The sequence below is a fragment of the Arabiibacter massiliensis genome (assembly GCF_902386925.1).
Lineage (GTDB): Bacteria > Actinomycetota > Coriobacteriia > Coriobacteriales > Eggerthellaceae > Arabiibacter > Arabiibacter massiliensis.
This window is the reverse complement of record NZ_LR698996.1, coordinates 3,032,371-3,056,044: the sequence shown is the minus strand read 5'-3', so window position 1 is coordinate 3,056,044 and position 23,674 is coordinate 3,032,371. Positions and strand designations below refer to the sequence as shown.

Sequence of the window (23,674 nt, the reverse complement as noted above, 5' to 3'; positions counted from 1 at the left end):
CGCCATCCGCGCCTCGAAAGAATCTTCTCACCTGTCCCAATGGCGGGATAAGCGAATCGCCCCGAGCGCGTATCATGGCGGCATCGAGACAGAGGAGGCCATCATGTACGAACCATCACGGCATATCGCAACGTATCACATCGCAGGATTCCAGCACTGGGACGGCGCGCTCGCCCTGGGGAACCTCAAGCCGGGAACGCGGCTGGACATGGCGCCCGAGCCCGACAACCCGTTCGACCCCGAGGCCGTCGCCCTCTTCCACGAGAAGACGAAGCTCGGCTACATCCCTGCGGCGGAGAACTCGCTCGTCTCCACCTTGAGCTTCTACGGGCACGCCGACGCGTTCGAGATGCGCGTGCTGCAAGTCGACGCCGAAGCGGCCCCTTGGCGGCAGGTACGCGTGGGCCTGTACGTGAGGGACGCGCGATGAGCTCGCAGACCGCGCCCATCGAGGCGGCTGCGGCGTTCGCGAGCCTGTACCAGCGCTGGTTCGATGACCCGCGCGGCCTGGCCGAGGACAACCGCAGGCAAGCGCGGGAAACGCTCGGCGCCTACGTGGCGGACGTGCTCACGCTCTGGGACGAGCGCGCCCGCGCCTGGCTGCCCGGCGCGCCCACCATCCTGCGGCTCGAGACGTGCGATCTGGCCGCGTTCGCGATGCGCGAACCCCACATCGCGCTCTTCGTCGGCAGCGTGGAGACCGCTTCGCCCGTCGCGGGGCTGCGCTGGGAGAGCTTCCGCCCCTGCTCGTACGCCATCGGGCGAACGGTAGCCGACCTCGTGTTCGATATCGACGAAGACGGGCTGCTCGCAAGCGTCGAGGCCGTGCTCGACGACGGCGGCCGGCTGCTGTTGGGCAACCGCGACGCGCGGCCGCTCGCCCGCGCCGTCTAGCGCGCGGCTCGCTCGTAGGCGGCCACGATTCCGGCCAGATAGTCGCGGTACTCGGCCGCGAGCGAGGCCGGCTTCTCGATGCGCACGCGGTCGCCGAACTGCGCGAGCCAGCCGAACAGCACGGGGCTCTTCATCACCGTGGCGTACACGCGCGCCCGGCCCTCGCCCGCCGGCAGCGACTCGACGTCCTTGCCGAACCGGTCGATGACCGCGCCCATGGCCTCGCCGTCCACGAGCAGCGTGGCCGCCACGGGCTCGCCCGAGTACATGCCGAACGCGCGGCCCTCGAGCTCCTGGGCATCGAACGTGGCGATGCGCTCGTTCTTCACGGCGGGCTCGTCCGTGACCCTGATGCGGTCCATGCGGTCGACGCGGTAGGTGGCGAAGCCGTCGTGCTTCTCGTTGAATACAACCAGGTAGTAGTACCCTTCGGCGTACACGAGCTGCACGGGCGTCTCGACGTAGCGCTCGCCGCCGTGCTGCAGCACCTTCTCCTTGGCCGCATCGTACTTGAAGTAGACGAACGAGATCTGCAGCTTCCGCGCGATGGCCTCCTGGATGCGGTCGACGCTGCGGAACACCGACTCGTTCTGCATCTTGATGCGGCCCTCCACATGCAGCCGCTTGTCGAGCAGCGCGCGCTGGCGGGCGGACGCGAGCTTCTTCACGGCCTCGACGAGCGCATCGCTTTTGCGCTCGGTGAGGAAGCGCGAGCTCTGCACGGCGTCCACCAGCAGCAACAGCTCCGGAAGCGCGAAGTCGCGGCTCTCCAGGGCGTACTGCACCGGAGCGCGCTGGTAGGTGCGCACGTCGAAGCCGAACTCGCGCAGCGCCTCGATGTCGCGGTAGATGCCCTTGCGCTCGGCCGTGATGCCCTGCTCCTCGAGCCGGTCGAGGATCTGCGACATCGTGAGGCCCTGCTCGGCATCGGTCTCCTCCTCGAGCATCTTCATGAGGTACAGCAGCTTGAGCTTCTGGCGGTTGACGGCCATGGGAATCCTCCTTCGCGCGATGCGGCCCCGATCGGGCTGCGGCACCAGTATAGCCTCTATCCCCCTTTCGGTACAGACAATCGATGGATCTCCTTGACGCGGCGGCCGGGCTGCGGTAGGTTCTCGGCTTGAGAAAGCGAAACGATCGGAAGGAAGCATATGCAGCGCGTAGTCAATGATCGGAAAGTAGCCATCGTCGGATGCGGGTTCGTGGGCTCGGCCACGGCGTTCGCGCTCATGCAGAGCGAGCTGTTCACCGAGATGGCGCTCATCGACGTCGACCGCGACCGCGCCGAGGGCGAGGCGCTCGACATCGCGCACGGCATGCCCTTCGCCGGCCCCATGAGCATATTCGCGGGCGACTACGACGACGCGGCGGACGCGGCCATCATCGTGGTGACGGCCGGGGCGAACCAGCAGCCCGGCGAAACGCGCCTCGACCTCGTGCATAAGAACGTGCGCATCTTCAAATCCATTATCCCCGAGATCGCGCGGCGCGACTACCAGGGCATCCTGCTGGTGGTGTCGAACCCGGTGGACATCCTCACGCACGTGGCGCTGAAGCTGTCGGGCATGCCGGAGAACCGCGTCATCGGCTCGGGCACGGTGCTGGACACCGCGCGCTTCAAGTACATCCTGGGCGAGCACCTCGGCGTGGACCCGCGCAATGTGCACGCGCGCATCATCGGCGAGCACGGCGACAGCGAGATCGCGGCCTGGAGCACGGCGAACGTCTCGGGCATCCCCGTGAACGACTTCTGCGAGCTGCGCGGCCACTACGAGCACGACGAGGCCATGCGCCGCATCGCCGAGGACGTGAAGAACAGCGCGTACGAGATCATCGCGAAGAAGAAGGCCACCTACTACGGCATCGCCATGGCCGTGAAGCGCATCTGCGAGGCCATCGTCCGCGACGAGAAGCCCATCCTGCCCGTGTCGAACTTCCAGCACGGCGTCCACGGTCTGCACGACGTGGTGCTCAGCATGCCCGCCGTCGTGGGCAGGGGCGGCATCGAGTACCAAGTGCCCGCACCGCTGTCGGACGACGAGCTGGCAAGGTTGCGGGAGTCCGCGAAGACGATGCGGGAAGTGATGGCCGGGCTGGATCTGGGCTAGGCGCTAGTCGCGCCACTTCGTTCTGAGTTCCCAGAAGGCCACGGCGCTGGCGGCGGCCACGTTGAGGGAATCGACGTCGTGGTCCATGGGGATCTTCACGGTGTAGTCGCAGGCGGCGATCGTGGACGCGGCCAAGCCGTCGCCCTCGGTGCCCAGCACGAGCGCCAAGCGCTCGCAGTCGCGTAGGCGCGCATCGTGCAGGTAGATGGCGTCTTCCGCGAGCGCGAGCGCCGCCGTCGCGAAGCCGAGCGAGCGCAAAAGCGGCACCCCCTCGGCCGCCCAGTCGCGCACGCCGCCGATGCGCGTCCACGGCACCTGGAACACCGTGCCCATCGACACGCGCGCGGCGCGGCGGTACAGCGGGTCGTGGCACGAGGGCGTCACCAGCACCGCGTCGATGCCGAGCGCCGCAGCCGAGCGGAACGCGGCACCCACGTTCGTGTAGTTCACGATATCCTCGAGCACGGCCACCCGCCGCGCGCCGGCCAGCACCTCCTCCACGCTTGGTAGCGCCGGCCGCTCGAACGCCGCGAGCGCGCCGCGCGTCACCTCGTAGCCGGTCAGGGCGTGAAACTGCTCGCGCGTGGCCACGAACACGGGCGTCTCGGGGTCGGCCGCGAGCGCGCGCTCGACGAGAGGCATGGTCTGGTCGAGCCACTTCTCCTCCATGAACAGCGAGCGCATCCGCACGCCGGCGTCCAGCGCGCGCTCGATGACCTTGCGCGACTCGCCGATGAACAGGCCGCACGCCGCATCGGGGTACTCGCGCAGCTGCGCGTCGGTCATTCCCGAATACGCCGCGAGCCGCGGGTCGGACAGGTCGCTGAGACGGATGATGGGCATGTCGTTTTCCTTTCGCTCGACAGTCATGGTACCACCGAGCGCCCGAGTGCCCTATACTCGATCCATACCGATCGCGCACGACCGACCCGAAGGAGCGCCTGTGGCCGCCACCGTCAAAACCCTCATCGAGCATCACGGCGAACTGTACTGGGGCACGCGCACGGCCACCCCGGGCTACCATTACGGGCTGGCGCTCGAGCTGGTCCCCGAGGGCGTCATCGCGCAGGTCGTGTACGTGATGAGCGACCTCGATGAGGACGACGAGCCGCTCGTGACGCCCGACGACCTTCTGACCTGCTACACGACGGCCGACCTCGAGGCCAAGGGCATCGTGCTGAGCGACCTCATGGAGGACGAGGGCGCTGAGGACGCCATCGGCTGGTACTGCATCGAGGAGTCGCTGTTCGAGAAGGAGCGCGTCGACGAGCTGCTCGAGAGCAACGAGCGGCTGGACGGCTACCTTGACATCGTGCTGCAGATCATGCTCGTCTCGCCCGAGGAGGTGGCCGCCGGCCTGCCCTCCCTCGACGAGATCGGCTTCTTCGACCTTCTCGACGAGCTGGAGGGCGTCTCCGAGAAGATCGACCGCGGCGAGGTGGCGCGACCTTTGCCCTTCAAGTTCCGCCTGGTGGGCGACGCGCTGCTGGGCTGGGAATTCTCCGACGAAGCCGACTTCCACTAAGCGCGCCGCACGAAGCCGACGCCCGCTTGCGCCACGGAAAAGCTCGAAAAGCGTCGATCAAGGAGACAGATACTACGGGCGAGCGGCAATTCCGAGAGGACAACTTGGCGCACCTTGGCGACAGCATCGCCTTCTACCGTGACGCTTTAGCAGCCTCCCTTGATTCATGCGTTCGCGTGAAATAGAGTGGTAAAAGGTAGAAATTCACTTGTTCGCATGAGCGGGTTCTGTCGTTTGAGACCAGAATTCAATTGGCGATAAGCGAGAAGACTACCCTGCCCCCGAGTCCGCTCCTCTCGCTGAAAGGATTATGATGATTAGCTTCTTCGATATCGTACCCCTTCTGTTCGGAGGCCTAGATTCAAATGATGTCGAAGATCTAAAAAAAGATATGGGAGATGCCCGCGAGAGAGAGGACGGGAGGAGAGCGCTTATCGTAGTGTTGACTGCGCTTTTCGGTCTCGCAATGGCTATTGTAGGAGTAGTCATAGTTTTCTTTTCTTGACAACAGTACCGACCGTATATCGTCCCCATTGAGCGCACGAGAAAGTCACCCGCCGAAGCTGCCTCTGTCATCCTATGAGCGGCTCAGGAAGCGTTCCCACGTGGGCAGCTCCTTCTGGGCTTGGGCGCGGCCGCGTTGGAAGTTGGCCTTGAGCTTGCGCTCGTCGCGCTCGGTGTTGGCCACGCCCTGGTCGTTCGCGTAGAACACGTAGGCGCGGCCCTCGGCCTCCAGGCGCGCGAGGCGGTCGAGCTCGGCGTTGTAGCGCTGCGCCCACGTGTCGAGCGCCGCGCGCAGGCGGGGACGCCGCCAGAAGTACGCGTCGTAGAGCCGGTTCGGCCGCTCGGGCCGCCGGTAGCCGCGCGGACGCGTGCACACGACGAAGTAGCGGCGCAGGCCGTCGTCGGTGGCCCGCGGCAGCATGATGCCGCCGCCCACGCCGATGCCTCCGTCGTAGAGCGCGCGGCCGTCCACCCAGGTGGGAGGCACGATGATAGGATAGCTCGTGGACGCGCGCACGCGCAGCATGAGCTCCTCTTCCGAAGGGAAGTCGTCGCGCGTGAAGAACACGGTGCGGCCGCTGTCGCGGTCGATGGCCTGGAGCGTGACCCGCGCCGGGTTCGTCTGGAAGGCCGCGAAGTCGAACGGAAGCCGGCAGCCCGAACGCGCGCGGCCATCGCCGTGCAGCAGAGCGTCGAGGCCGTCCGCACCTGCGAGCGGGGCTATCCACCAGCGGAAGGCCAGGTCATCCAAGCACGTGGTGAACGAAGCTTCCGCGCGTGCCGCGTCGCGCGACACGTAGTCGATGGCGTTCGTGGCGCCCGCCGACAGGCCGTACACGTCGTCGAAGAACAGCCCGGCGTCCAGCATGACGGAAAGCGCGCCCGCCGAGTACGAGTTGCGCATCCCGCCGCCCTCGAAGATGAGCGCCACGTTGCGAATAGTGCTTTCCATCGCGCGATCCTCCTTTCTCCAGGCGCCTGCCGCCCTACAGCGCCGCGATGGCGCTCCGGACGGCGGCGATGTCGGGCGACGGAGCCGTCAGCTGGCGATACAGCTGCTCCACCTGATCGCGCAGCGCGATCTCGCGCGCATCGCTCAGCACGAAGAACGACACCTGCAGGTAGAGCTTGAGCTCCTGGGCGCTCTCCAGCTGCGCGGGGTTCGTGGACGGGCCCGCCGCCCGCGCGTCGGCAAGCGTCGCCAGCATGCCCTTCGTCACGCGCCGCATTCGGGAAAGGCTCTGCTTGCGGTCGCGATACGCCTGGTACTGCGGCAGAAACAGCGCCGTGCACACCGCGAGCACCTCCGCGCACGCCGTGAACCACTCCGGCAACGACCCGAGTTCCACGCCGCCTCCTTTCGCCAGCCTTTTCGCAAGCCACTATAGCCGTGCTCGTCGGAGCTGCCGCGCCTGCGGATGCATCCGTCACGCCCCTGTGGCCGCCGCGTGAGTTCGCGGGGACTCGCACCGACTCCGCGTGCGCGTTGAGGCGACCCGGCACGCCGTCCGCTTCACACCGGTGATAAGATGCCTGCGATACCCCACGTCACAGCGAAGGGAGCGCCATGCCGATGCCGAACTACGATGGCCGCGTGTTCGTATCGCTCGAGAACACGGAGAACGGCGAGGTGGATGGGCGGACGCGGTTCGCCTACCACCAGAGCGGCGCCACCGTCTGGGCCGACTATGCGGGCGGCGACATCGTGCAAGGTCATCTTGTGGGCACAGCGGACGGAAGCGGCCGTTTACATTTCCTCTACCACCACCTGAACGCCGCGGGCGTGCTGCGCGCGGGCGAATGCGAGAGCGTGCCGGAGGAGCTGCCCGACGGTCGTGTTAGGCTTCATGAGGCATGGCGTTGGCTCAACGGCGACTGCTCGGCCGGCACTTCAATCATCGAGGAGCGGGCGGCGGGCAATTGCGAGGCCGAAGGGAGAGACTAGAGCTTGAGCAGGGCGCGGCTGGTGCGGGCTATGCGGTCGGCGAGGGGTTCGGGATCCTCGCGGCGCAGGCGCGCGATCTCGCCGAGAGCGTCGTGCAGAAGACGGGCTAACTCCTGCGCCGGGACGGGTGGGCCGGCGGCGGGCGGCTCGTCGGTTTCCAGCAGCAGACGGTTTCGCGGGATGGCCTGGGCGTAGGCGCGGCCGCGCTTCGATGCCAGCATGTGCGGCCCCACGGAGAAGTAGCAGCCCAGCTTGGCGGCGCGCAGCAGCTCGTCGGATGACCCGGAGAACCAGTGGAGGATGCATGCGCACACGTCGAACGTGCCGCGGCGCTCGAGGATATCGAGCACGGCGCCCGCCGAGCGCACGGCATGGAGGGAGAGCACCTTGCCGCCCTCTGCGGCGCAGGCGGCGGCGATACGGTCGAACGCCGCTATCTGCGCCTCGCTCGTCGAGGCGTACTTCGGGCCGAAGTCGAGACCCACTTCGCCCACGAACCGGGATGCAGCCACGTTCGCGACAGCGCGCTCGACGGCCGCCTCGCCCGCCGGGCCGTCTTCCACCCACCACGGATGCAGGCCCGCGCCCACGCGCACGTTGGAACACAGCGCGAGCAGCCGCGCGGCCCGCTCGTAGCCCTCGGGCTCCACCGTCACCGAGAACGCGCCCGTCCCGCACGACGCGAGCCCGTCCGCAAGCGCCCGCGGATCGTCATCGAAGTCCAAATGGCAATGCATATCGAACAGCCGCAGATTGCGCAGGTTGTCATCCTGAGCGAAAGCGACGCGGGCCGCGTACCCCTTGTCATCCTGAGCGCAGCGCCGCAGGCGCGGAGTCGAAGGATCCCGCGCGGTGTCAACAGGACGACTCCCGGCTACCGCCGCACGGGATCCTTCGACTTCGCTCGGCTGCGCCTCGCTCCGCTCAGGATGACAAGCCGTTTCGCTCATACGCGCTCGATTCCCGCCAGCTCGCAGATCACCTCTCCGGCGATCATCTGGCCCATGATGGGCGGCACGAACGACGCGGTGCCCAGGTTCGACCGCTCGCGGCGCGCGGCGCCCTCGCGCACGGGCACGTCCACCGGCTGCTCGCACGAGTACAGCACGCGCAGGTGCCGGATGCCGCGCTTGCGGCCCTCTTTGCGCATGATGCGGCAGAGCGGGCAGTTCACCGTGTCGTACACGTCCGCCACGCGAAAGCAGTCGGGGCGCAGCTTGTTCGCCGCCCCCATGCTGCTGATCAGGCGCAACCCGCGCTCGTCGGCGTACTGCGCGATGGCCAGCTTCGCCGAGATCGTGTCGATGGCGTCCACCACGTAATCCGCACCGCCGGCGTGCGCTTCCAGGAACGCGGGCACGTTCTCGGCCAGCAGGAACTCGTCGATCGTCTCCACCTGCGCGCCGGGATTGATGTCGGCGATCATCGCACGCGCCACGTCCACCTTCTTGCGCCCGATGGTGCTCGTAAACGCGATGGCCTGGCGGTTGATGTTGCTCGCCTGCACCACGTCGTGGTCGACCACGATGAGCCGCCCTACCCCGCCGCGCGCGAGCGCCTCGACACAGTTCGAGCCCACGCCGCCCACGCCGAGCACCATGACCGTCGAGGCCGCGAGACGCTCGAGGCCGTCGCGTCCCATGATCAATTCGAGTTTCGAGGTGGCGGTGTCGCCGGTTGTCGTCATGCGCGTCCTTTCCGTCGGCGACCATGGTAGCACGTGCGCAGACGCATCTTCGAGCGAAACGGACGCCTCAGAGCGCGGAAGCGTCCGTTTCGCTCGAAGATGCCTGCCCAGCCGCCACCCGCATGCCGATCCCCAGACGCGCGAGGTCGGCGGCAAAGCGCTCGGCGGGCAGGCCGAGGCCCTCGAAGCCGGCCGCCTTGCAGGGCATGTGCTCGTTGACCAGGCGGCAGAGCTCGAGCGGGAACGGCTCGGCCGCCGCATCGAGCGCGAGCGGAAGCCGCAGCAGCTTGTCCACCAGCACATTGAGGAACGCGACGGGCCGCCGGCCGTGCGTGCGCGTGACCTCGGGAGCTCCGGCGAAGAACAGGTACGCGTCGATCGCGCGATCGTCGAACCCGCAGGTCGCGAGCGATGCGCGCATCGCCGCGAGCGCGACCGCCTCCCAGTCGCGCCAGTCCGCCGGCTGCATGCACGCGAAGGCGGCGAACCGGTTGCTCGCGTTCGCCAGCAGCAACACGTCGGCCCCGCCGAGCGCCGCGCGGTGCGCCTCCCAGCAGAACGCGAGGTCGTCCGGCTCGCCGTACGGCGGCCGCGCGAGCCGCAGATGCCGCTGCAACGGTATGGTGATGCCCAGCTGCACCGCTTCGCCTCCCTTCATACCGCCCGAATCGATGCGAACCAGTATACCCGACGGCACGCGCCCGCGCCTTTCGTCCTCCCAAGCGAAGCGGACACAGCGAACGCCACCCCCTGTTTGGACGCAGCGACGGACAGCGGCGTGCTTTTTGCCCGATCGCGGCGACCGGACGGCAGAGTGCGTCTGCCGTCCTGAGCACGGCGACCGAAGGGAGCGGAAACGAAGGATCCCGTGCGGCGGCGACCGCGACGCTTCCTGCTGGCACCGCGCGAGATCCTTCGACTCCGCTGCGCGGGCCTCCTCACGCTCGCTCGGACATTCCGCAGTCTTCCCGATGCGACCTTGCAGCGGAAACGAAGGTTCATGGCAGGTTCTGACGGAAATCCGCCATCCGACAAGCCGCCGTGACGACATGCGTCCATCCGCTTTTCGGTGGCAAGCGTCTGAGCTGCGAAAATGGAGGACTGCCCCAAAGCAGTCTGAGAAGGGCCGCCGAACAAAAGGCAGATTTCCGTCGTTTTCTGCCACGAAGCCGCATTTCGCGTGCACGGAATCGGCTTGCCGCCCCGTCCGGGCGCGTGCTACACTGGGCGGCGTCAACGTTTCGCGGCCGCCCCATATGCCAGGCAGCCGCTTCTGCAAGGAGAGCGATACATGAGGTTCTAGCGATGCCACTCACCCGACGTACCCCTTGGCGCCCGCATGGCGCCGGGCTCTGCGCGGATCGCATCGCAGCTTCATAGGCGCCCCATCCCTTCCGCATACGCGCTCGCCCGCGAGCATCCGCGCAGGCCCCTTCACGAAGGAGGCCTCCATGGTTCTCACCTTGCACGACATCTGCTACACCTACCCCGGCTCGCCCGCGCCGGCGCTCGACGGCGTGTCCGCCACGTTCCCGCAAGGCTGGTGCGGCATCGTGGGCGACAACGGCTGCGGCAAGAGCACGCTCGCGCGCATCGCGTGCGGCCTGCTCGTGCCCGATTCCGGCTCGGCGTTCCCGCGCCTGGCCGCCGCGTACTGCCCGCAGGACGCCTCCACCCCGCCCGAGATGCTGGAGGAGTTCGCCTGCGACTTCTCGCGCGGGGCCCAACGCCTGCGCGAGAGCCTGGGCATCGACGACGACATGCCCTGGCGCTTCGACGCGCTGAGCTTCGGCGAGCGCAAGAAGATTCAGGTGGCGTGCGCGCTCTGGCAGAACCCGCAGGTGCTCGCCCTCGACGAGCCCACGAACCACGTGGACGCGCGCTGCCGCGAGGCGCTCGCGGACGCGTTGGCCGGCTTCCGCGGCATAGGGCTTCTCATCTCGCACGACCGCGCGCTGCTGAACCGGCTGGCAAGCCGCTGCCTCATGCACGAGGCCGGCAGCTGGACCATGCGCCCCGGCGGCTACGACCAGGCCCGCGGCCAGCAGGAGCGCGAGCACGCCGAAACCTCCGCCCGCAAGGAGGCCGCGAAGCGTGAGGCCGCGCGGCTCGCGGCGGAAGCCGACGCCCGAGCGCACCTGGCGGCGCGAACGGCCAGCCGCCTGAGCGCCCGCCATCTGGACAAGCACGATAGCGACGGGCGGGGCCGCCGGCAGCTTGCCGTGTTCACCGGCAAGGACGGTCAGGCAGGCGCCCTCGCCGCGCGCATGGACGCCCGCGTCGCGCGGGCACAGCAGGCGGCGGCCGGCATCCGCGTGGCGAAGCGCTACGACGGCTCGCTCTGGCTGGACGCGAAGCCCCACCCGCGCGCGACGCTCCTGTTCATGGAGGAGCACGACATCCCCTGCGGCGAGGGGCGGCTGCGGCTGCCGAAGCTGGCGGTCGGACACGCCGACCACGTGGGCATCTCCGGCCCGAACGGCGGCGGCAAGTCCACCCTCGTGCGGCACCTGCTGCGCCAGCTGCCCGCCGACGTGCCCGCGCTCGCCATCCCTCAGGAGGTGGGCCCGGACGAGGCCACCCGCGTGCTCGCACGCCTCCACGGTGCCGATGAGGCGCGGCGCGGGAGGCTGCTCTCCTTCGTCACGCAGCTCAACTCAAGTGCCGAGCGCATCCTGGCCGGCCGCGACGTGAGCCCCGGCGAGCTGCGCAAGCTCATGCTGGCCGAGGGCGCGCTCGACGGCCCGGCCCTCATCGTGATGGACGAGCCCACCAACCACCTGGACCTCCACTCGGCCGAGGCGCTCGAGCAGGCGCTCGCCGCCTACCCCGGCGCGCTCGTGGTGGTCTCGCACGACGAGGCCTTCCTCGACGCCTGCACGAGCACCCGCTGGATCGTCGACGAGGGGGCGGTGCGCGTGCGGTGAGAAGGGTGGCAGCACCCGCCTCCACGGAGCGTAGGTTGCGGGGGCGGCGGCGCGCGGGCATAATCGACCGCACGGACAACGACGGCAAGGAGCATCGCATGACAAGCTACGTGACCGGCGGCGCCATCCGCGCGCTGCGGGAGAAGAAGGGCTGCACCCAGCGCGAGCTGGCCGAGGAGATCGGCGTCACCGACAAGGCCGTCTCGAAATGGGAGACGGGCAAGGGCCTGCCCGACATCGCGCTCGTGGAGCCGCTCGCGCGCTCGCTGGGCGTCTCGGTGGCCGAGCTGCTGTCGGGCGAATGCGCCGTGAACGCGAACCGGTCGGCCAACATGCTGCGCGGCAAATTCTACGTGTGCCCCGTGTGCGGCAACGTGGTGCACGCCGCCGGCGAGGGCGCGTTCAGCTGCTGCGGCATCCTGCTGCCCGCCTTGGAGCCCGAGGAGGAAGACGAGGGCGGCGCGCACCGCCTGGTCGTGGAGCAGATCGACGGCGACTTCCACGTGTCCCTGGACCACCCCATGGACAAGCGGCATTACGTGAGCTTCATGGCCTACGTCACCACCGACCGCGTCCATATGCGCAAGCTCTATCCCGAGCAGGAGCCCGAGGCGCGCTTCCCCATCATGGGGCCGGGCATGCTGTACGCGTTCTGCAACCGCCACGGTCTGTTCGCGGCGAAAGCACGTCCGGCGCGGCTGCGGCGCTGAGGTCGCAGCCGACGGCTCACTTCGGGGATGTCGAAGACGAGCCGGAGTCGGAACCCGTCCCGTTGCCGGCGGAAGGGTCGTTCGACGAACCGGAGTCCGGCTTCGCGGAGGGGTCGTCGGGGGCGGATCCGCCGCCGGAGTCGGGCTTCGTTTCCGATTCGGAGCCCGCGTCCGGGTCGGCGGGTTCGGAGGAGCCGGCGTCCGTGCCCGGGTCGGTCGTCGCGCCGGGCTGGTCCTTCGACGCGTCTTTGCCCGCATCCTGCGCGTTCGCGTCGCCCTCCTTCGCGGAATCGGGCTGCTCGTCGGACGTCGCGGGCGCATCCTGGCCCGCCTGCGTTCCCGCTGTCCCCGCGTCGGTCGAAGCCGTCTGGCTGCGCGCAGGCAGGAGGGGCTCGGTCTTCGCGCCCACGCCCTGGCCCGACGACGCCAGGTCGATCGCCACGGCGCTCACCGCCACGGCGACGAGCGCAGACGCGACGGACACGGCCAGCACCCCGCGCTTGATCTTCCGCTTGCGCTCGCGCTCGACGCGCGCCCGCCGCACTGCGGAATCGCCGCTTCGGAGGGCGTCGTCCGCGTGCGCCGCGCGGGGCAGGGCCGTCGTCTTCGCGGCCCCGTCGCCGTCCACCGCCTTCGGCCCGACGGCCCCGGTGGGGTTGAGCTCGCGCAGCTTGTCGGCCGAGCGCTGCAGGAACTTCTTGTACAGCTGCGAGGCCACCGCCGACACCACCGAGCCCACGCCCACGCCGATCACCGAGCCGTAGATTCCTATCTGCGACGCCAGCAGCATCGACGTCACCGCCGCTAACGCACCTGCCGTCACCTGGGCAAACGACAGATCGTCGAACAGCCCGCCCTTCTTCTGCGCCTCGTTTCCGCCCTTCGTCATCGCCAAACCTCCCCGCGCCTTCCGCGCCCATCATGTGCCGTCGTTCGCCCCCGAACATACCGAACGCGTGTGGAAGCCCCGCGAAGTTCACCCAACCGTTACCGACGTCCCACGAAATGCGCGTACGCGCGGTCATGCGCGCCGCCATGGGACGATTGTCGACCGAAACACACGCATCAGAGCGCTGTGGCGTGTGTTTCGGTCGACAATCGCATGCCGGTTGCCGCTACGCCACCACGAGCAGGCCGAGCGCTACCACGGCGAGGCCGCTCATGAGGTTGACGGCGTCGTTGGTGACCCAGGCGTAGCCGGACACGAGGGCGGCGCGAGCGGCGCGCGGCGGCGTCTCCACGAGGGGCGCGTCGGGCGCGTCCGAGCTGCGGTACTTCGCCTGAACGAGCACGCCGAGCACGCTGTCCACGAGAGAGCCCGCCACGCCGCACGCGACGATGAAGAGGAACGCCTCGGGCCCGGCGGGGATGGCGTAGCCGAACGCGCGGAACAGCAGCATGGCCAGAAGCGCCGAGCTCGCCGCACCCGCGACGGTGGCAGCCAGCCCGAGCGGGCTCACGCCGCCCGAGAGCCCGCGCTGCATGGGACGTCGCGTGAGGATGCTCACCGGCGGCCGTCTGCTGTACACGCCCACCTCGGACGCCCACGTGTCGGCCGTGCTGGCCGCGAGCGCGCCCGCCGCCAGGACGAGCAGCCACGGATTGCCCGCGACCGCGTACGCGAGCGCGCACGCGAGGAACGGCACGCCGTTGGCCAGCACCTGGCGCAGCCTGCGCGGCCCGTCGTGCTTCCGGCGCGCCGGCGCTCCCCCGCGCTTCGCGGCGCGGCGCGCCATGAGCTTCGCGGCCACGTTCGAGCTGCCGAAGAACCACATGAGCAGAAGCCACAGCGGCCAGCCCCCGATGCCGAAGGCGAGCGCGCCCACCGCCACGGCCCCGAGGGCGCCCGGCTTCGTGAGCAGCCGCATCCGCAGCGACGCCACGGCCACCGCGCCGCTCAGCGCGACGCCGGCCAGCACCGAGGCGAGCGGAGCGCCCGGCAGGAACAGCCCCACGTAGAGCGCCGTCACGCCGAGCGGCACGAACAGGTTGTCCAACCCGTCGGTCGAGAACAGCTCGAGCAGCGTCGCCGCCACGGCCAGCACGGCCGCGATGCCGAGGGCCGCGAGCCACGCCGGCGCGCCACCCGCCGCCATCCCGGCCCCCAGCGGCGCCGGCGCGAGCAGCACGGCCGTGCACGCGAGAAAGCTCGCGCCCAGCATCACCGCGCTGCCGACGTAGGACTTCCCGCCCCCGGCCGCGAGCGCGATGCGCCGCCGCCCGAAGCGCTTCCCCGCCACGGCCGCGAACCCGTCGCCGAAGGCCATGCAGAACACCCCGAGCGCGCCCACGTACGGCGCGCCGACGCCGAACGCGTACAGCGCGAGCACGGCGAGCGACACCGCGTAGTACACGGTGCCCGGCGTGTCCTCGCCCTCCTCGCGCGCCATGAACGAGAGCCTCTGCTTGCGGTACGCATAGTAGTTCACGGCGATGAACAGGGTCGGAAGCGCCGCCGCCCACCACGGCGACGTGAAGAACCACGACGCCACCGCCCACCAGCCGCCCAGCCCGATGTGCACGAGCTTGCGCGTGGCCTCGGCCGACGCGCCCCGCCGCGCGAGCAGGCTCGACGCCGCGAGCACCGCGCCCACGTACAGGCCCGAGAACGCGACGCCCAGAAGGTTCCCCATAGCGCTCACCTCCCCTCGGCCAGCGCCGCGGCGGCTGCGCCCACCAGGCGGCGCGCCTCGCCCTTCGGCACGGAGCAGCGCCGCTCGAAGCAGGCGTACCCTTCGGCGCGCACCTCGTCCATGATGGCGCGGTACAGCATGAGCGACGACAGCGTGGGCAGCCGGCTGTCCTCGTCGAGCGCGCGCACGTCGCGCTCCATCGGGAGGTACAGCTCCTCGGAGCGCCGGGCCACGGCCTCCCACGCGCGCCGGAACGCCTCGTCAACGCGATGCGCGTGCAGGCCGTCGAGCGTGCAGCCCGCCTCCTCGAGCACCGACGCCGGCAGGTACACGCGCCCGCAGGCCAAATCCTCGCCCACGTCGCGCAGGATGTTCGTGAGCTGCATGGCAACGCCCAGCGCCACGCCGCTCTCGCGCAGCCCCTCGCCCACCGGCCCGGACGCATGCAGGAGCGGCAGCAGCATGAGCCCCACCGAGCCCGCCACGTAGTAGCCGTACTCCTCCAGCTCCTCCATCGTGGCCGGCTGGCGGAACGCCAGGTCGCGCCGCTGCCCCTCGATCATGTCGTAGAAGGGCCCCCCGTCCAGGTCGAACGTCGCGAACACGGCCTCCATCGCGCGCCACAGCGGCGCGTCGGGGGCCTCGCCCGCCAGGAAGCGGTCGAGCCCGTCGCGCAGCGCCTCGAGGGAGGCCGCGCTCGCATCGCGGTCCACGCAGTCGTCGGCCGTGCGGCAGAACGCGTAGAGCGCGTACACGCCCTGGCGCTTCGGCTCGGGCAGCAGCGAGAACGCCCGGTAGAAGCTGTTGGAGTTGCGTTCGATCACCGACTCGCACCACGCGAAGTCGGCCGCCCGCTCGGCGAAGAGCGCCGCGGACGCCGGGCTCATCGAACGTCCTCCACGTCGGCGGCGCGCCCGTCGTCGCGCAGAAGCTCGTCGGCGGCCAGCTTCGCGCTCAGAAGCACGATGGGCACGCCCGCGCCCGGATGCGTGCTGCTGCCGCAGAAGTACAGGTTCTCGCACTTCCGCGCCTTGTTGTGCGGCCGCCAGTAGTTGCTCTGGAACAGCGTGGGCCGCAGGCCGAACGTCGCGCCGTTCTCCGCGTTGAAGCGCTCGGCGAAGTCGAGGGGCGTGTAGACGGTCTCGGACACGATGTGGTCGCGCACGTCGTCGTACACCGTCTCGCGCTCCAGCAGGTCGAGCACCAGCTCGCGGCGCGCGGCCACCTCGTCGGGCCCCCACGACGGGCCGCGCGGCGAGAGCGGCGGCACCGGTACGAGCACGTAGAGCGTCTGGCCGCCCTCGGGCGCGAGCGACTCGTCCAGCGAGCCGGGCGCGTAGCAGTAGAACGACGGATCCTCGGGGAACCGCTCGTCCTCGAAGAGGTCGGCGATGTTGCGCTCGAAGTCGGGCGCGAAGCGGATGGAGTGCACGGCCTCCTGCGGGTAGCGCTTGTCCAGCCCCAGGTAGAGGATGAAGCACGAGCACGAGTACGCCATCGAGTCGATCTTGTCGTCGGTGTACTTCCCGCGCGCGGCGTCGTTGTCCACGAGGTTCTTCATGGCGTAGGGGAAGTCGGCGTCGCACACCACGTAGTCCGCGCGGTCGAGCGCGCCGTCCGCCTCCACGCCGCACGCGAACCCGTGCTCCATGGCGATGCGATCAACCGGCGCGGACAGATGCAGCTCGCCGCCCAGCTCGAGGAACAGCCGCTCGAGGCCCTGCGCCAGCGCGTACATGCCGCCCGGCATGAACCACACGCCGTAGAGGAGCTCGATCATGGGGATGATCATGTAGAGCGAGGGCCCCTCGTAGGGCGAGATGCCGATGTAGAGCGTCTGGAACGCGAGCGCCTTGCGCAGCCGGTCGTCCTTCACGTGCTTGGCCACCGACGAGTACGCGTCGCCGAGCGTGTGCAGCCGCACGCCCGCCACCAGGCTCTTCGGGTTGTAGAAGTCGCTCGGTTTGCGGAAGGGGCGCTGCAGGAAGTTGTCCTTGGCGATGAGGTAGCGCTTGTAGAGCAGCGCGAGGTACTCGAAGTAGCCCTGGGCGTCCTGCTCGCTCACGCCCTCCACCGTGGCGGTGATGGCGGACAGGTCGTTGGAGAGCCGCAGCCGGTCGTCGGGGCCGAAGGAGATGTCCATGAGCGGCTCCACCTTCTGCAGGGGGATGTACTCGTCGGGGTCGCGGCCGCAGACCTCGAACACCTCGCGGTACAGGTCGGGCATCATGACGATGGTGGGGCCGACGTCGAACGTGAAGCCGTCCTTGCAGATGCGGCTCATCTTGCCGCCCACCTGCGGCTCCTTCTCGTACAGGGCGACCTCGTAGCCGGCGTGCTGCAGCCGGACGGCCGCCGCGAGGCCGCCGACGCCGGCCCCGATGACGATAACCCGTTTCATGCGACTCCTTCGACGTGTGCGATGCGCTATCCGGTCAGTGTATGGCCTGGTAGCGCGCCGCCCCGTCCGGGGAGCGCATCGTGGGGCGATCCGTAGCGGACGCGTAAGGCGAGCGTTAGAAAGCGGAGAGGTCGGCCAAGGTCACGCCGTCGACATACTGCTCGATGACGCCGTCGAGACCCGCCCAGAAACGCACGGTGGTGCACTCGGCTGCGCGCGGGCACGATTCGCCGTCGAGCGCGAGGCAGGCCACGGGCGCGGTAGTGCCCTCCACGGCGCGCAGGACGTCGCCGGCGCGCACGTCGGCCGGGTCCTTCGCCAGCGCGTAGCCGCCGCCCTTGCCGCGCACGCTGCGCAGCAGGCCCGCCTGCACGAGGGGGCGCGCCAGCTGCTCGAGGTACTTGAGCGAGATGCCCTCCGCCTCCGATGCCTCGCGCAGCGACACCGTGCCCGCGCCCTCCTGCGCGATGCGCACCATCAGCCTGAGCGCATACCGCCCCTTGGTCGAAATCAGCATCGATCCGTCCTTTCCTCGCCAACGCCTCGAACTCGTCTGCGGCACGCTCCCAATCTTCGCTCCAAAAACACGCCTCAGCGCGCGAGGCGTGTTTTGGAGCGAAAATGAACCCTTGGGCCAGAATCCTGACACTCAACGCGCCGCTCGCCGTTGTTTGCCTAAATTCTAGCATCTTTGTAGGATTATGTCTTGACATTCCGCGCCGTCACCGTATCTTAATCCTAGCAAACTTATATGATTAAGAAAGGCACGCGAATATGGCATCCCAGACGAGCGCACCCCTCCTCTCCCTCCGCGGGCTCTCGGCCTCGGTGGACGAGACCCCCATCCTGCACGGCATCGACCTTAACGTGGGCGCAGGCGAGACCCACGTGGTCATGGGCCCGAACGGCGCGGGCAAGTCGACCCTCGGCCACGTGGTCATGGGCGATGCCGCCTACCGGGTTGACGCCGGCTCCATCGAGTTCGACGGCCGCGACATCACCGAGCTCTCCCCCGACAAGCGCTCGCGCGCGGGGCTCTTCCTCAGCTTCCAGGCGCCGGTGGAGATCCCCGGCGTGCCGCTGTCCAGCTTCCTGCGCGCCACGATGGCCGGCCGCGAGGGCACGGGCAGCCTCAAGGGCAAGCAGTTCAAGAAGCACGTGCGCGCGCTGGCCGAGAAGCTGGACATGGACGAGTCGTACCTCGACCGCGAGCTGGGCGTGGGCTTCTCCGGCGGCGAGAAGAAGAAGCTGGAGATGCTGCAGCTCCTGCTGCTGGAGCCGAAGCTGGCCATCCTCGACGAGACGGACTCGGGCCTGGACGTGGACGCGCTCGGCGTGGTGTCGCGCGGCATCGAGGCGTATCGGCGCGCGACCGGCGGCGCGCTCGTCATCATCACGCACAACACGCGCATTTTGGAGCACCTCGACGTCGACCGCGTGCACGTGATGGTGCGCGGCCGCCTGGTGGCCGAGGGCGACGCCTCGCTCATCGGCGAGATCGACGAGCAGGGCTTCGAGCGCTTCGAGCAGATCGAGCGCTAGGAGACGACCATGCCAAACGAAAACCGCACCTACGTGGAGGACGTCGACCGCACGCTCTACGACATCCGCGACGCCACCGACCCCGCGCGCTACCTGGACGCGGGCCTCACGCCCGACATCGTCCGCGAAATCTCGGCCAAGAAGGGCGAGCCCGCCTGGATGCTCGACTTCCGCCTGAAGGCGCTCGACACCTACCAGCGCATGGCCGCGCCCGACTGGGGCCCCGGCCTGGACGGCCTCGACATGGACCACATCGTCACCTACGTGAAGCCCAAAAGCGAGCAGCAGGCCGACTGGGAGAGCCTGCCCAGCGACGTGAAAAACACGTTCGACCGCCTGGGCATCCCTGAGGCCGAGCGCGCCTACCTGGCCGGCGTCGGCGCGCAGTACGACTCCGAGCTCGTGTACCACAACATGCAGAAGACGGCCGCTGACATGGGGATCGTCTACTCCGGCATCGAGGAGGCGCTGCACGAGCCGAAGTGGGAGGCGCTCATCCGGGAGAAGTTCATGACGCTCATCCCGCCCACCGACCACAAGTTCGCCGCGCTCCACGGCGCGGTGTGGAGCGGCGGCTCGTTCGTCTACGTGCCGGCGGGCGTGAAGCTCGACTTCCCGCTGCAAAGCTACTTCCGCCTGAACGCGAAGGGCGCGGGGCAGTTCGAGCACACGCTCATCATCGTGGAGGACGACGCGAGCCTGCACTTCATCGAGGGCTGCTCGGCGCCGAAGTACAACGTGGCGAACCTGCACGCCGGCGCGGTGGAGCTGTTCGTGGGCAAGCGCGCCTCGCTGCGCTATTCCACGATCGAGAACTGGTCGAAGAACATGTACAACCTCAACACGAAGCGCGCCCGCGTGGAGGAAGGCGGCGCGATCGAGTGGATCAGCGGGTCGTTCGGCAGCCACGTGGGCTACCTCTACCCCATGTCGGTGCTGGTCGGACGCAAGGCCACGTCCAGCTTCACCGGCATCACGTTCGCCGGCGCGGGGCAGAACCTCGACACCGGCTGCAAGGCGGTGCTCGCCGCGCCCGAGACGTCGGCCACCGTGGAGACGAAGTCCATCTCGAAGGGCGGCGGTATTTCGACGTTCCGCTCGTCCATCGTGGCCACGGAGAACGCGAAGGGCTCGGCCGCCAGCGTGTCGTGCCAGTCGCTCATGTTGGACGACCTCAGCCGCTCGGACACCATCCCGGCCATGGACATCCGCTGCAAGCACGTGGACATCGGCCACGAGGCCACCATCGGACGCATCGGTGACGACAAGGTGTTCTACCTCACGAGCCGCGGCGTGTCCGAGGAGGAGGCCCGCACGATGATCGTGAACGGGTTTGCCGACCCCGTGAGCAAAGAGCTGCCGCTCGAGTACGCCGTGGAGATGAACAACCTGATCAAGCTCGAAATGGAAGGGGCCATCGGATAATGGAGACCCTCACGATACAACACGCCAACGCCATGCCCGCCCCCACGTGGCACCGCCTGCGCATGAACGACGCGGCCATCGACCTTCCCGCTGGGTTGACGTTCGCCCGGCAGGTGGAGGTTGAGTGCGCCGAGGAGCTGCTGGGAGAGGCGGGGGCGTTCGAGGAAGCCCTTTCTGTGGCCGCGCAGCGGTTTGGGGAGCAACCTGCCGAATGCGCGGCCGACCAGGGGTTCTCCCCGGTTGAACCCGCAAGCCTCCCAACATCGGCTGCGCACCAGGTTGACGACCAAGCAACTCTCCCTGCAGCCACGAAAAGCGGGCCGGCTGCGCACCAGGTTGACAGCCCAGCAACTCTCCCTGCGGCCACGGAAGCCCTCGACACCCCGGCCCTCTCCTTCTACCAGCAACAGGCCTTCGAATCCCGCTACCTCTCCGCCGCCGACGTCTTCACCACCGGTATGGGGGACGAAGTCCGCGAGTACCTCGAGTTCGCGGCGGGCGACCCCCTCGTCTTCGCCACGCGCCCCGGCGAGAACACCTGCGCCACGGTGCGCGTCAGCGGCGTGGACGGCGCGGTGAACGCGGCCGCCATCGACGTCGTGGCCGCCCCGGGCTCGTCGCTGTCGCTCGCCATCGCGCTCGACTCGCCGGCTCCCGGCTCGGGCGTCGTGGGCGTACGGCTGCGCGTGTTCGCCGGCGCCGACGCGCGCGTGAACGTCAGCTGCACGCAGACGCTCGACGACTCGTGGACCGTCCTCGACGACGCCGGTATCGTGCTGGCCGAGCGCGCCCGCGTGCAGGTGCGCCACACGGTGCTCGGCGCCGGCCGCGCCTTCACGGGGCTCGACGCCGACGTGCGCGGCGATGACGCGCGCCTCGACCTGGACACGCGCTACCTGGGACACGGCGCCCAGCAGCGCGACTTCAACTACGTCGCCCACCAGCGCGGACGCCGAACCGTCTGCAACCTCGACGCGAACGGCGTGCTGGCCGGCGCCTCGACCAAGACGTTGCGCGGCACCATCGAGCTCGTGCACGGCTGCAAGGGCTCCTTCGGTTCCGAGCAGGAGACGGTGCTTTTGGCCGATGAGCGCGTGGAGAACCGCACCGTGCCCGTCATCCTCTGCGACGAGGACGACGTAGCCGGCAACCACGGCGCCACCATCGGCCACGTGCGGCCCGAACAGCTGCTCTACCTGGCCAGCCGCGGCATCTCGCCCGACGACGCCGAGCGCCTGTTCATCACCGCCGCGTATCAGGAAGCCGCCCTCGCCGCGCCCAACGAGCGCACCCGCGCCGCCGTCGCCCGCCTGGCCGCAACCCGCGGCATCGCCCTCGAGGAGGAAGTCGCATGAGCGTACCCGTCGACATCGCCGCCAATCCCTACAAGCAGGACTTCCCCCTGCTAGCCGCCAACCCCGGCCTCGCCTTTCTCGACAGCGCAGCCACGGCGCAGCGTCCGCGCGCGGTCCTCGACGCCCAGCGGCGCTTCTACGAGACGATGAACGCGAACGCCCTGCGCGGCCTCTACCGCCTGTCCATGGAGGCCACCGAGGCCATCGAGCAGGCCCGCGCGCGCGTCGCGCGCTTCATCGGCGCGCCCGACCCGCGCGAGATCGTGTTCTGCCGCAACGCGAGCGAAGCCCTGAACCTCGTGGCCCGCGCGTTCGCGCCCACGGTGCTCGAGCCCGGCGACGAGGTGTGCATCACCGTCATGGAACACCACTCCAACCTCATTCCCTGGCAGCAGGCGTGCCGCGCCGCGGGCGCGCGCCTCGTGTACCTGTTCCCCGACGAGCACGGCGTCATCCTGCCCGAGGAGCTGGACGCGAAGATCGGCCCGCGCACGAAGATCGTCGCCGCCGCCCACGTGTCGAACGTCCTCGGCATCGAGAACCCCGTAGCCGAGATGGCCCGGCGCGTGCACGCCCACAGCGGCTACCTCGTGGTGGACGGCGCGCAATCGGTGCCGCACATGCCGGTGGACGTGCGGAAGCTGGGCTGCGACTTCTTCGCGTTCTCGGCGCACAAGGCGCTCGGCCCCTTCGGCATCGGCGTGCTGTGGGGCGCGTTCGACCTGCTGGATGCCATGCCGCCCTTCCTCACCGGCGGCGAGATGATCTCGTCGGTCACCCAGGACGACGCCGTGTGGGCGCCCGTGCCCGAGAAGTTCGAGGCCGGCACGCAGGACGCCGCCGGCATCGTGGCGACCGCCGCCGCGCTCGACTACCTGGAAGGCATCTGCTGGGACGCGCTGCAAGCCCGCGAGCAGACGCTCGTACGCACGACGATGGAGCGCATGGCGACGCTTCCTTACCTCGAGGTCATCGGCCACCCCGACCCCGCGCGCCACCATGGCGCGGTTAGCTTCAACGTGCGCGGCGTCCACCCGCACGACGTGGCCAGCATCCTCGACGAGCACGACGTGGCCATCCGCGCCGGGCACCACTGCGCCCAGCCGCTGCTCGCGTGGCTCGGCGTGGAGTCGTGCTGCCGCGCGTCGCTCGCATTCTACAACGACGAAGCCGACATCGACGCGCTCATCAAGGGGCTCGAGACCGTTTGGAGGACCTTCAATGGCTAGCATCTACACCGCCGCGCTCATGGAGCACAACGCGCACCCCGACTACAAGTACCAGATGGACGAACCCACCTGCACGCACGACGGCGTGAACCCCAGCTGCGGCGACGAGCTCACGCTGTCGCTGCGCCTGAATGGAAACCTCATCGAGGAGGCCGCGTTCACCGGCCACGGCTGCGCGGTGAGCCAGGCGGCCGCCGACATGATGGCCGACCTCGTCACCGGCGAGACCGTCGACGAGGCGCTGCGCCTGGCCGGCCTCTACCTCGACATGATCAAGGGCCGCCTGCTCACCGCCCAGGAGCTCGCCGACCTCGACGAGGCAGCCGAGCTGGCCACCATCGCCCGCATGCCCGCCCGCGTAAAATGCGCCGAGTTGGCCTGGCGCACCTTGGAGAAGATGCTCGAGCAGCAGCTGAAAAACGCGTAGGGAAGACGGCTTTCGCACAGGAGCCCCCCCCGGCAACCGTTTTCATGCATCTTGCTTGCCAACTGTCTTACGAGAAAGATGCTCGTAAGACAGTTGGCGGCACATGTCCCCGAATAGGACATTCCCCATTCGGGGCATTTCGGACACTTTCAGCTGCAAAGTCCTCGAGTTTTGCACCCTCGCGTCATCGAAACGGCCTCGAAAATGCAATGTGCTCGAGTTATGTACCTTCCCGGCACGTCCAACGGAAACATGAGGAAATCACGACCTGCGCTTTTAGGGAGAACGCAGCAGCCCGTCTCGCCGAAAAGCCCCGAGGGGGCGTGCGCAAGAGTGCATAACTCGACGACATTGCATTTTCA

At 68.9% G+C, this 23,674-nt stretch carries 25 protein-coding genes; 13 read left to right on the top strand and 12 right to left on the bottom strand.

Annotation, left to right across the window (positions count from 1 at the left end):
- The first annotated feature begins 103 nt into the window (after positions 1-103).
- Positions 104-430, top strand: coding sequence for an HIRAN domain-containing protein (locus tag FX134_RS13130; protein ID WP_080802846.1), 327 nt, complete (start codon positions 104-106; stop codon positions 428-430).
- Complete coding sequence (locus FX134_RS13125) at positions 427-894, top strand: hypothetical protein (RefSeq protein WP_080802842.1); 468 nt, start codon at positions 427-429, stop codon at positions 892-894. Before FX134_RS13130 ends, FX134_RS13125 begins: the two co-directional genes overlap by 4 nt.
- Here FX134_RS13125 and FX134_RS13120 read toward each other — a convergent pair.
- Entirely contained in the window at positions 891-1,886 is a 996-nt protein-coding gene (locus FX134_RS13120; RefSeq protein WP_080802838.1) for a helix-turn-helix transcriptional regulator, read from the bottom strand. The two genes, FX134_RS13125 and FX134_RS13120, sit on opposite strands and share 4 nt — an antisense overlap.
- 159 nt (positions 1,887-2,045) lie before the next feature.
- Here FX134_RS13120 and FX134_RS13115 point away from each other — a divergent pair, with 159 nt between their 5' ends.
- On the top strand, positions 2,046-3,002 hold the full coding sequence (locus FX134_RS13115; protein WP_080802835.1) for an L-lactate dehydrogenase: 957 nt from the start codon (positions 2,046-2,048) through the stop codon (positions 3,000-3,002).
- Between the two features lie 3 nt (positions 3,003-3,005).
- Here the strand turns inward: FX134_RS13115 and FX134_RS13110 are convergent, their stop codons facing one another.
- Positions 3,006-3,845: a TrmH family RNA methyltransferase gene (locus tag FX134_RS13110; RefSeq protein ID WP_080802831.1), complete on the bottom strand. Its 840-nt coding sequence runs from the start codon at positions 3,843-3,845 to the stop codon at positions 3,006-3,008.
- Between the two features lie 100 nt (positions 3,846-3,945).
- On the opposite strand from FX134_RS13110, the gene FX134_RS13105 reads away from it, so the two are divergent.
- Positions 3,946-4,527, top strand: a complete 582-nt coding sequence (locus FX134_RS13105) for a hypothetical protein (RefSeq protein WP_080802829.1) — start codon at positions 3,946-3,948, stop codon at positions 4,525-4,527.
- A gap of 313 nt (positions 4,528-4,840) precedes the next feature.
- Positions 4,841-5,032: a hypothetical protein gene (locus tag FX134_RS13100; protein ID WP_080802826.1), complete on the top strand. Its 192-nt coding sequence runs from the start codon at positions 4,841-4,843 to the stop codon at positions 5,030-5,032.
- Between the two features lie 72 nt (positions 5,033-5,104).
- Here FX134_RS13100 and FX134_RS13095 read toward each other — a convergent pair whose 3' ends face one another.
- Both FX134_RS13095 and FX134_RS13090 read right to left on the bottom strand, forming a co-directional pair.
- The gene (locus FX134_RS13095) at positions 5,105-5,983 is read right to left on the bottom strand and encodes a patatin-like phospholipase family protein (RefSeq protein WP_080802822.1); all 879 of its coding nucleotides are present in this window, start codon (positions 5,981-5,983) and stop codon (positions 5,105-5,107) included.
- 34 nt (positions 5,984-6,017) lie between these two features.
- Complete coding sequence (locus FX134_RS13090) at positions 6,018-6,380, bottom strand: transcriptional regulator (RefSeq protein WP_080802820.1); 363 nt, start codon at positions 6,378-6,380, stop codon at positions 6,018-6,020.
- 218 nt (positions 6,381-6,598) lie between these two features.
- Here FX134_RS13090 and FX134_RS13085 point away from each other — a divergent pair, with 218 nt between their 5' ends.
- On the top strand, positions 6,599-6,976 hold the full coding sequence (locus tag FX134_RS13085) for a n-acetylglutamate synthase (RefSeq protein WP_232050959.1): 378 nt from the start codon (positions 6,599-6,601) through the stop codon (positions 6,974-6,976).
- Here FX134_RS13085 and FX134_RS13080 read toward each other — a convergent pair.
- The 3 genes from FX134_RS13080 to FX134_RS13070 all read right to left on the bottom strand — a co-directional run bounded on the left by FX134_RS13080 (position 6,973) and on the right by FX134_RS13070 (position 9,360).
- Entirely contained in the window at positions 6,973-7,713 is a 741-nt protein-coding gene (locus tag FX134_RS13080) for a TatD family hydrolase (protein ID WP_080802817.1), read from the bottom strand. The genes FX134_RS13085 and FX134_RS13080 overlap by 4 nt on opposite strands.
- Positions 7,714-7,922: 209 nt before the next feature.
- Complete coding sequence (locus FX134_RS13075; protein WP_080802814.1) at positions 7,923-8,663, bottom strand: tRNA threonylcarbamoyladenosine dehydratase; 741 nt, start codon at positions 8,661-8,663, stop codon at positions 7,923-7,925.
- Positions 8,664-8,730: 67 nt separating this feature from the next.
- A complete protein-coding gene (locus FX134_RS13070) occupies positions 8,731-9,360 on the bottom strand; it encodes a DUF6933 domain-containing protein (protein ID WP_232050958.1) in 630 nt (209 codons plus the stop codon).
- Between the two features lie 754 nt (positions 9,361-10,114).
- On the opposite strand from FX134_RS13070, the gene FX134_RS13065 reads away from it, so the two are divergent.
- Complete coding sequence (locus tag FX134_RS13065) at positions 10,115-11,590, top strand: ATP-binding cassette domain-containing protein (protein ID WP_080802812.1); 1,476 nt, start codon at positions 10,115-10,117, stop codon at positions 11,588-11,590.
- A gap of 98 nt (positions 11,591-11,688) precedes the next feature.
- Positions 11,689-12,300, top strand: a complete 612-nt coding sequence (locus FX134_RS13060) for a helix-turn-helix domain-containing protein (protein WP_080802809.1) — start codon at positions 11,689-11,691, stop codon at positions 12,298-12,300.
- Between the two features lie 16 nt (positions 12,301-12,316).
- On the opposite strand, the gene FX134_RS13055 is transcribed toward FX134_RS13060, so the two are convergent.
- The 5 genes from FX134_RS13055 to FX134_RS13035 form a co-directional block, all read right to left on the bottom strand.
- Positions 12,317-13,189: a hypothetical protein gene (locus FX134_RS13055; protein WP_080802807.1), complete on the bottom strand. Its 873-nt coding sequence runs from the start codon at positions 13,187-13,189 to the stop codon at positions 12,317-12,319.
- 226 nt (positions 13,190-13,415) lie between these two features.
- A complete protein-coding gene (locus tag FX134_RS13050) occupies positions 13,416-14,933 on the bottom strand; it encodes a DUF92 domain-containing protein (protein ID WP_080802804.1) in 1,518 nt (505 codons plus the stop codon).
- A gap of 5 nt (positions 14,934-14,938) precedes the next feature.
- A complete protein-coding gene (locus FX134_RS13045; protein ID WP_080802801.1) occupies positions 14,939-15,820 on the bottom strand; it encodes a phytoene/squalene synthase family protein in 882 nt (293 codons plus the stop codon).
- Positions 15,817-17,334 (bottom strand): phytoene desaturase family protein, encoded by a 1,518-nt coding sequence (locus tag FX134_RS13040; RefSeq protein WP_080802799.1) that lies wholly within the window; start codon positions 17,332-17,334, stop codon positions 15,817-15,819. The genes FX134_RS13045 and FX134_RS13040 overlap by 4 nt, the downstream gene beginning before the upstream one ends.
- 115 nt (positions 17,335-17,449) lie before the next feature.
- Positions 17,450-17,851 (bottom strand): RrF2 family transcriptional regulator, encoded by a 402-nt coding sequence (locus FX134_RS13035; RefSeq protein WP_080802796.1) that lies wholly within the window; start codon positions 17,849-17,851, stop codon positions 17,450-17,452.
- A 257-nt stretch (positions 17,852-18,108) separates the two neighbouring features.
- Between FX134_RS13035 and sufC the strand changes: the two genes are divergently transcribed.
- The 5 genes from sufC to sufU are packed head-to-tail and all read left to right on the top strand — an operon-like array spanning position 18,109 to position 23,312.
- Positions 18,109-18,876: a Fe-S cluster assembly ATPase SufC gene (gene sufC, locus FX134_RS13030; RefSeq protein ID WP_080802792.1), complete on the top strand. Its 768-nt coding sequence runs from the start codon at positions 18,109-18,111 to the stop codon at positions 18,874-18,876.
- A gap of 9 nt (positions 18,877-18,885) precedes the next feature.
- Positions 18,886-20,301 carry a Fe-S cluster assembly protein SufB gene (gene sufB / locus FX134_RS13025; protein ID WP_080802789.1) on the top strand — a complete coding sequence of 472 codons (1,416 nt, stop codon included), beginning with the start codon at positions 18,886-18,888 and terminating at the stop codon, positions 20,299-20,301.
- Complete coding sequence (locus FX134_RS13020) at positions 20,301-21,656, top strand: SufB/SufD family protein (protein WP_080802786.1); 1,356 nt, start codon at positions 20,301-20,303, stop codon at positions 21,654-21,656. The genes sufB and FX134_RS13020 overlap by 1 nt, the downstream gene beginning before the upstream one ends.
- Positions 21,653-22,885: an aminotransferase class V-fold PLP-dependent enzyme gene (locus FX134_RS13015; protein ID WP_080802785.1), complete on the top strand. Its 1,233-nt coding sequence runs from the start codon at positions 21,653-21,655 to the stop codon at positions 22,883-22,885. The genes FX134_RS13020 and FX134_RS13015 overlap by 4 nt, the downstream gene beginning before the upstream one ends.
- Positions 22,878-23,312 (top strand): Fe-S cluster assembly sulfur transfer protein SufU, encoded by a 435-nt coding sequence (sufU, locus tag FX134_RS13010; RefSeq protein WP_080802782.1) that lies wholly within the window; start codon positions 22,878-22,880, stop codon positions 23,310-23,312. The genes FX134_RS13015 and sufU overlap by 8 nt, the downstream gene beginning before the upstream one ends.
- The last annotated feature ends 362 nt before the right edge of the window (positions 23,313-23,674 follow it).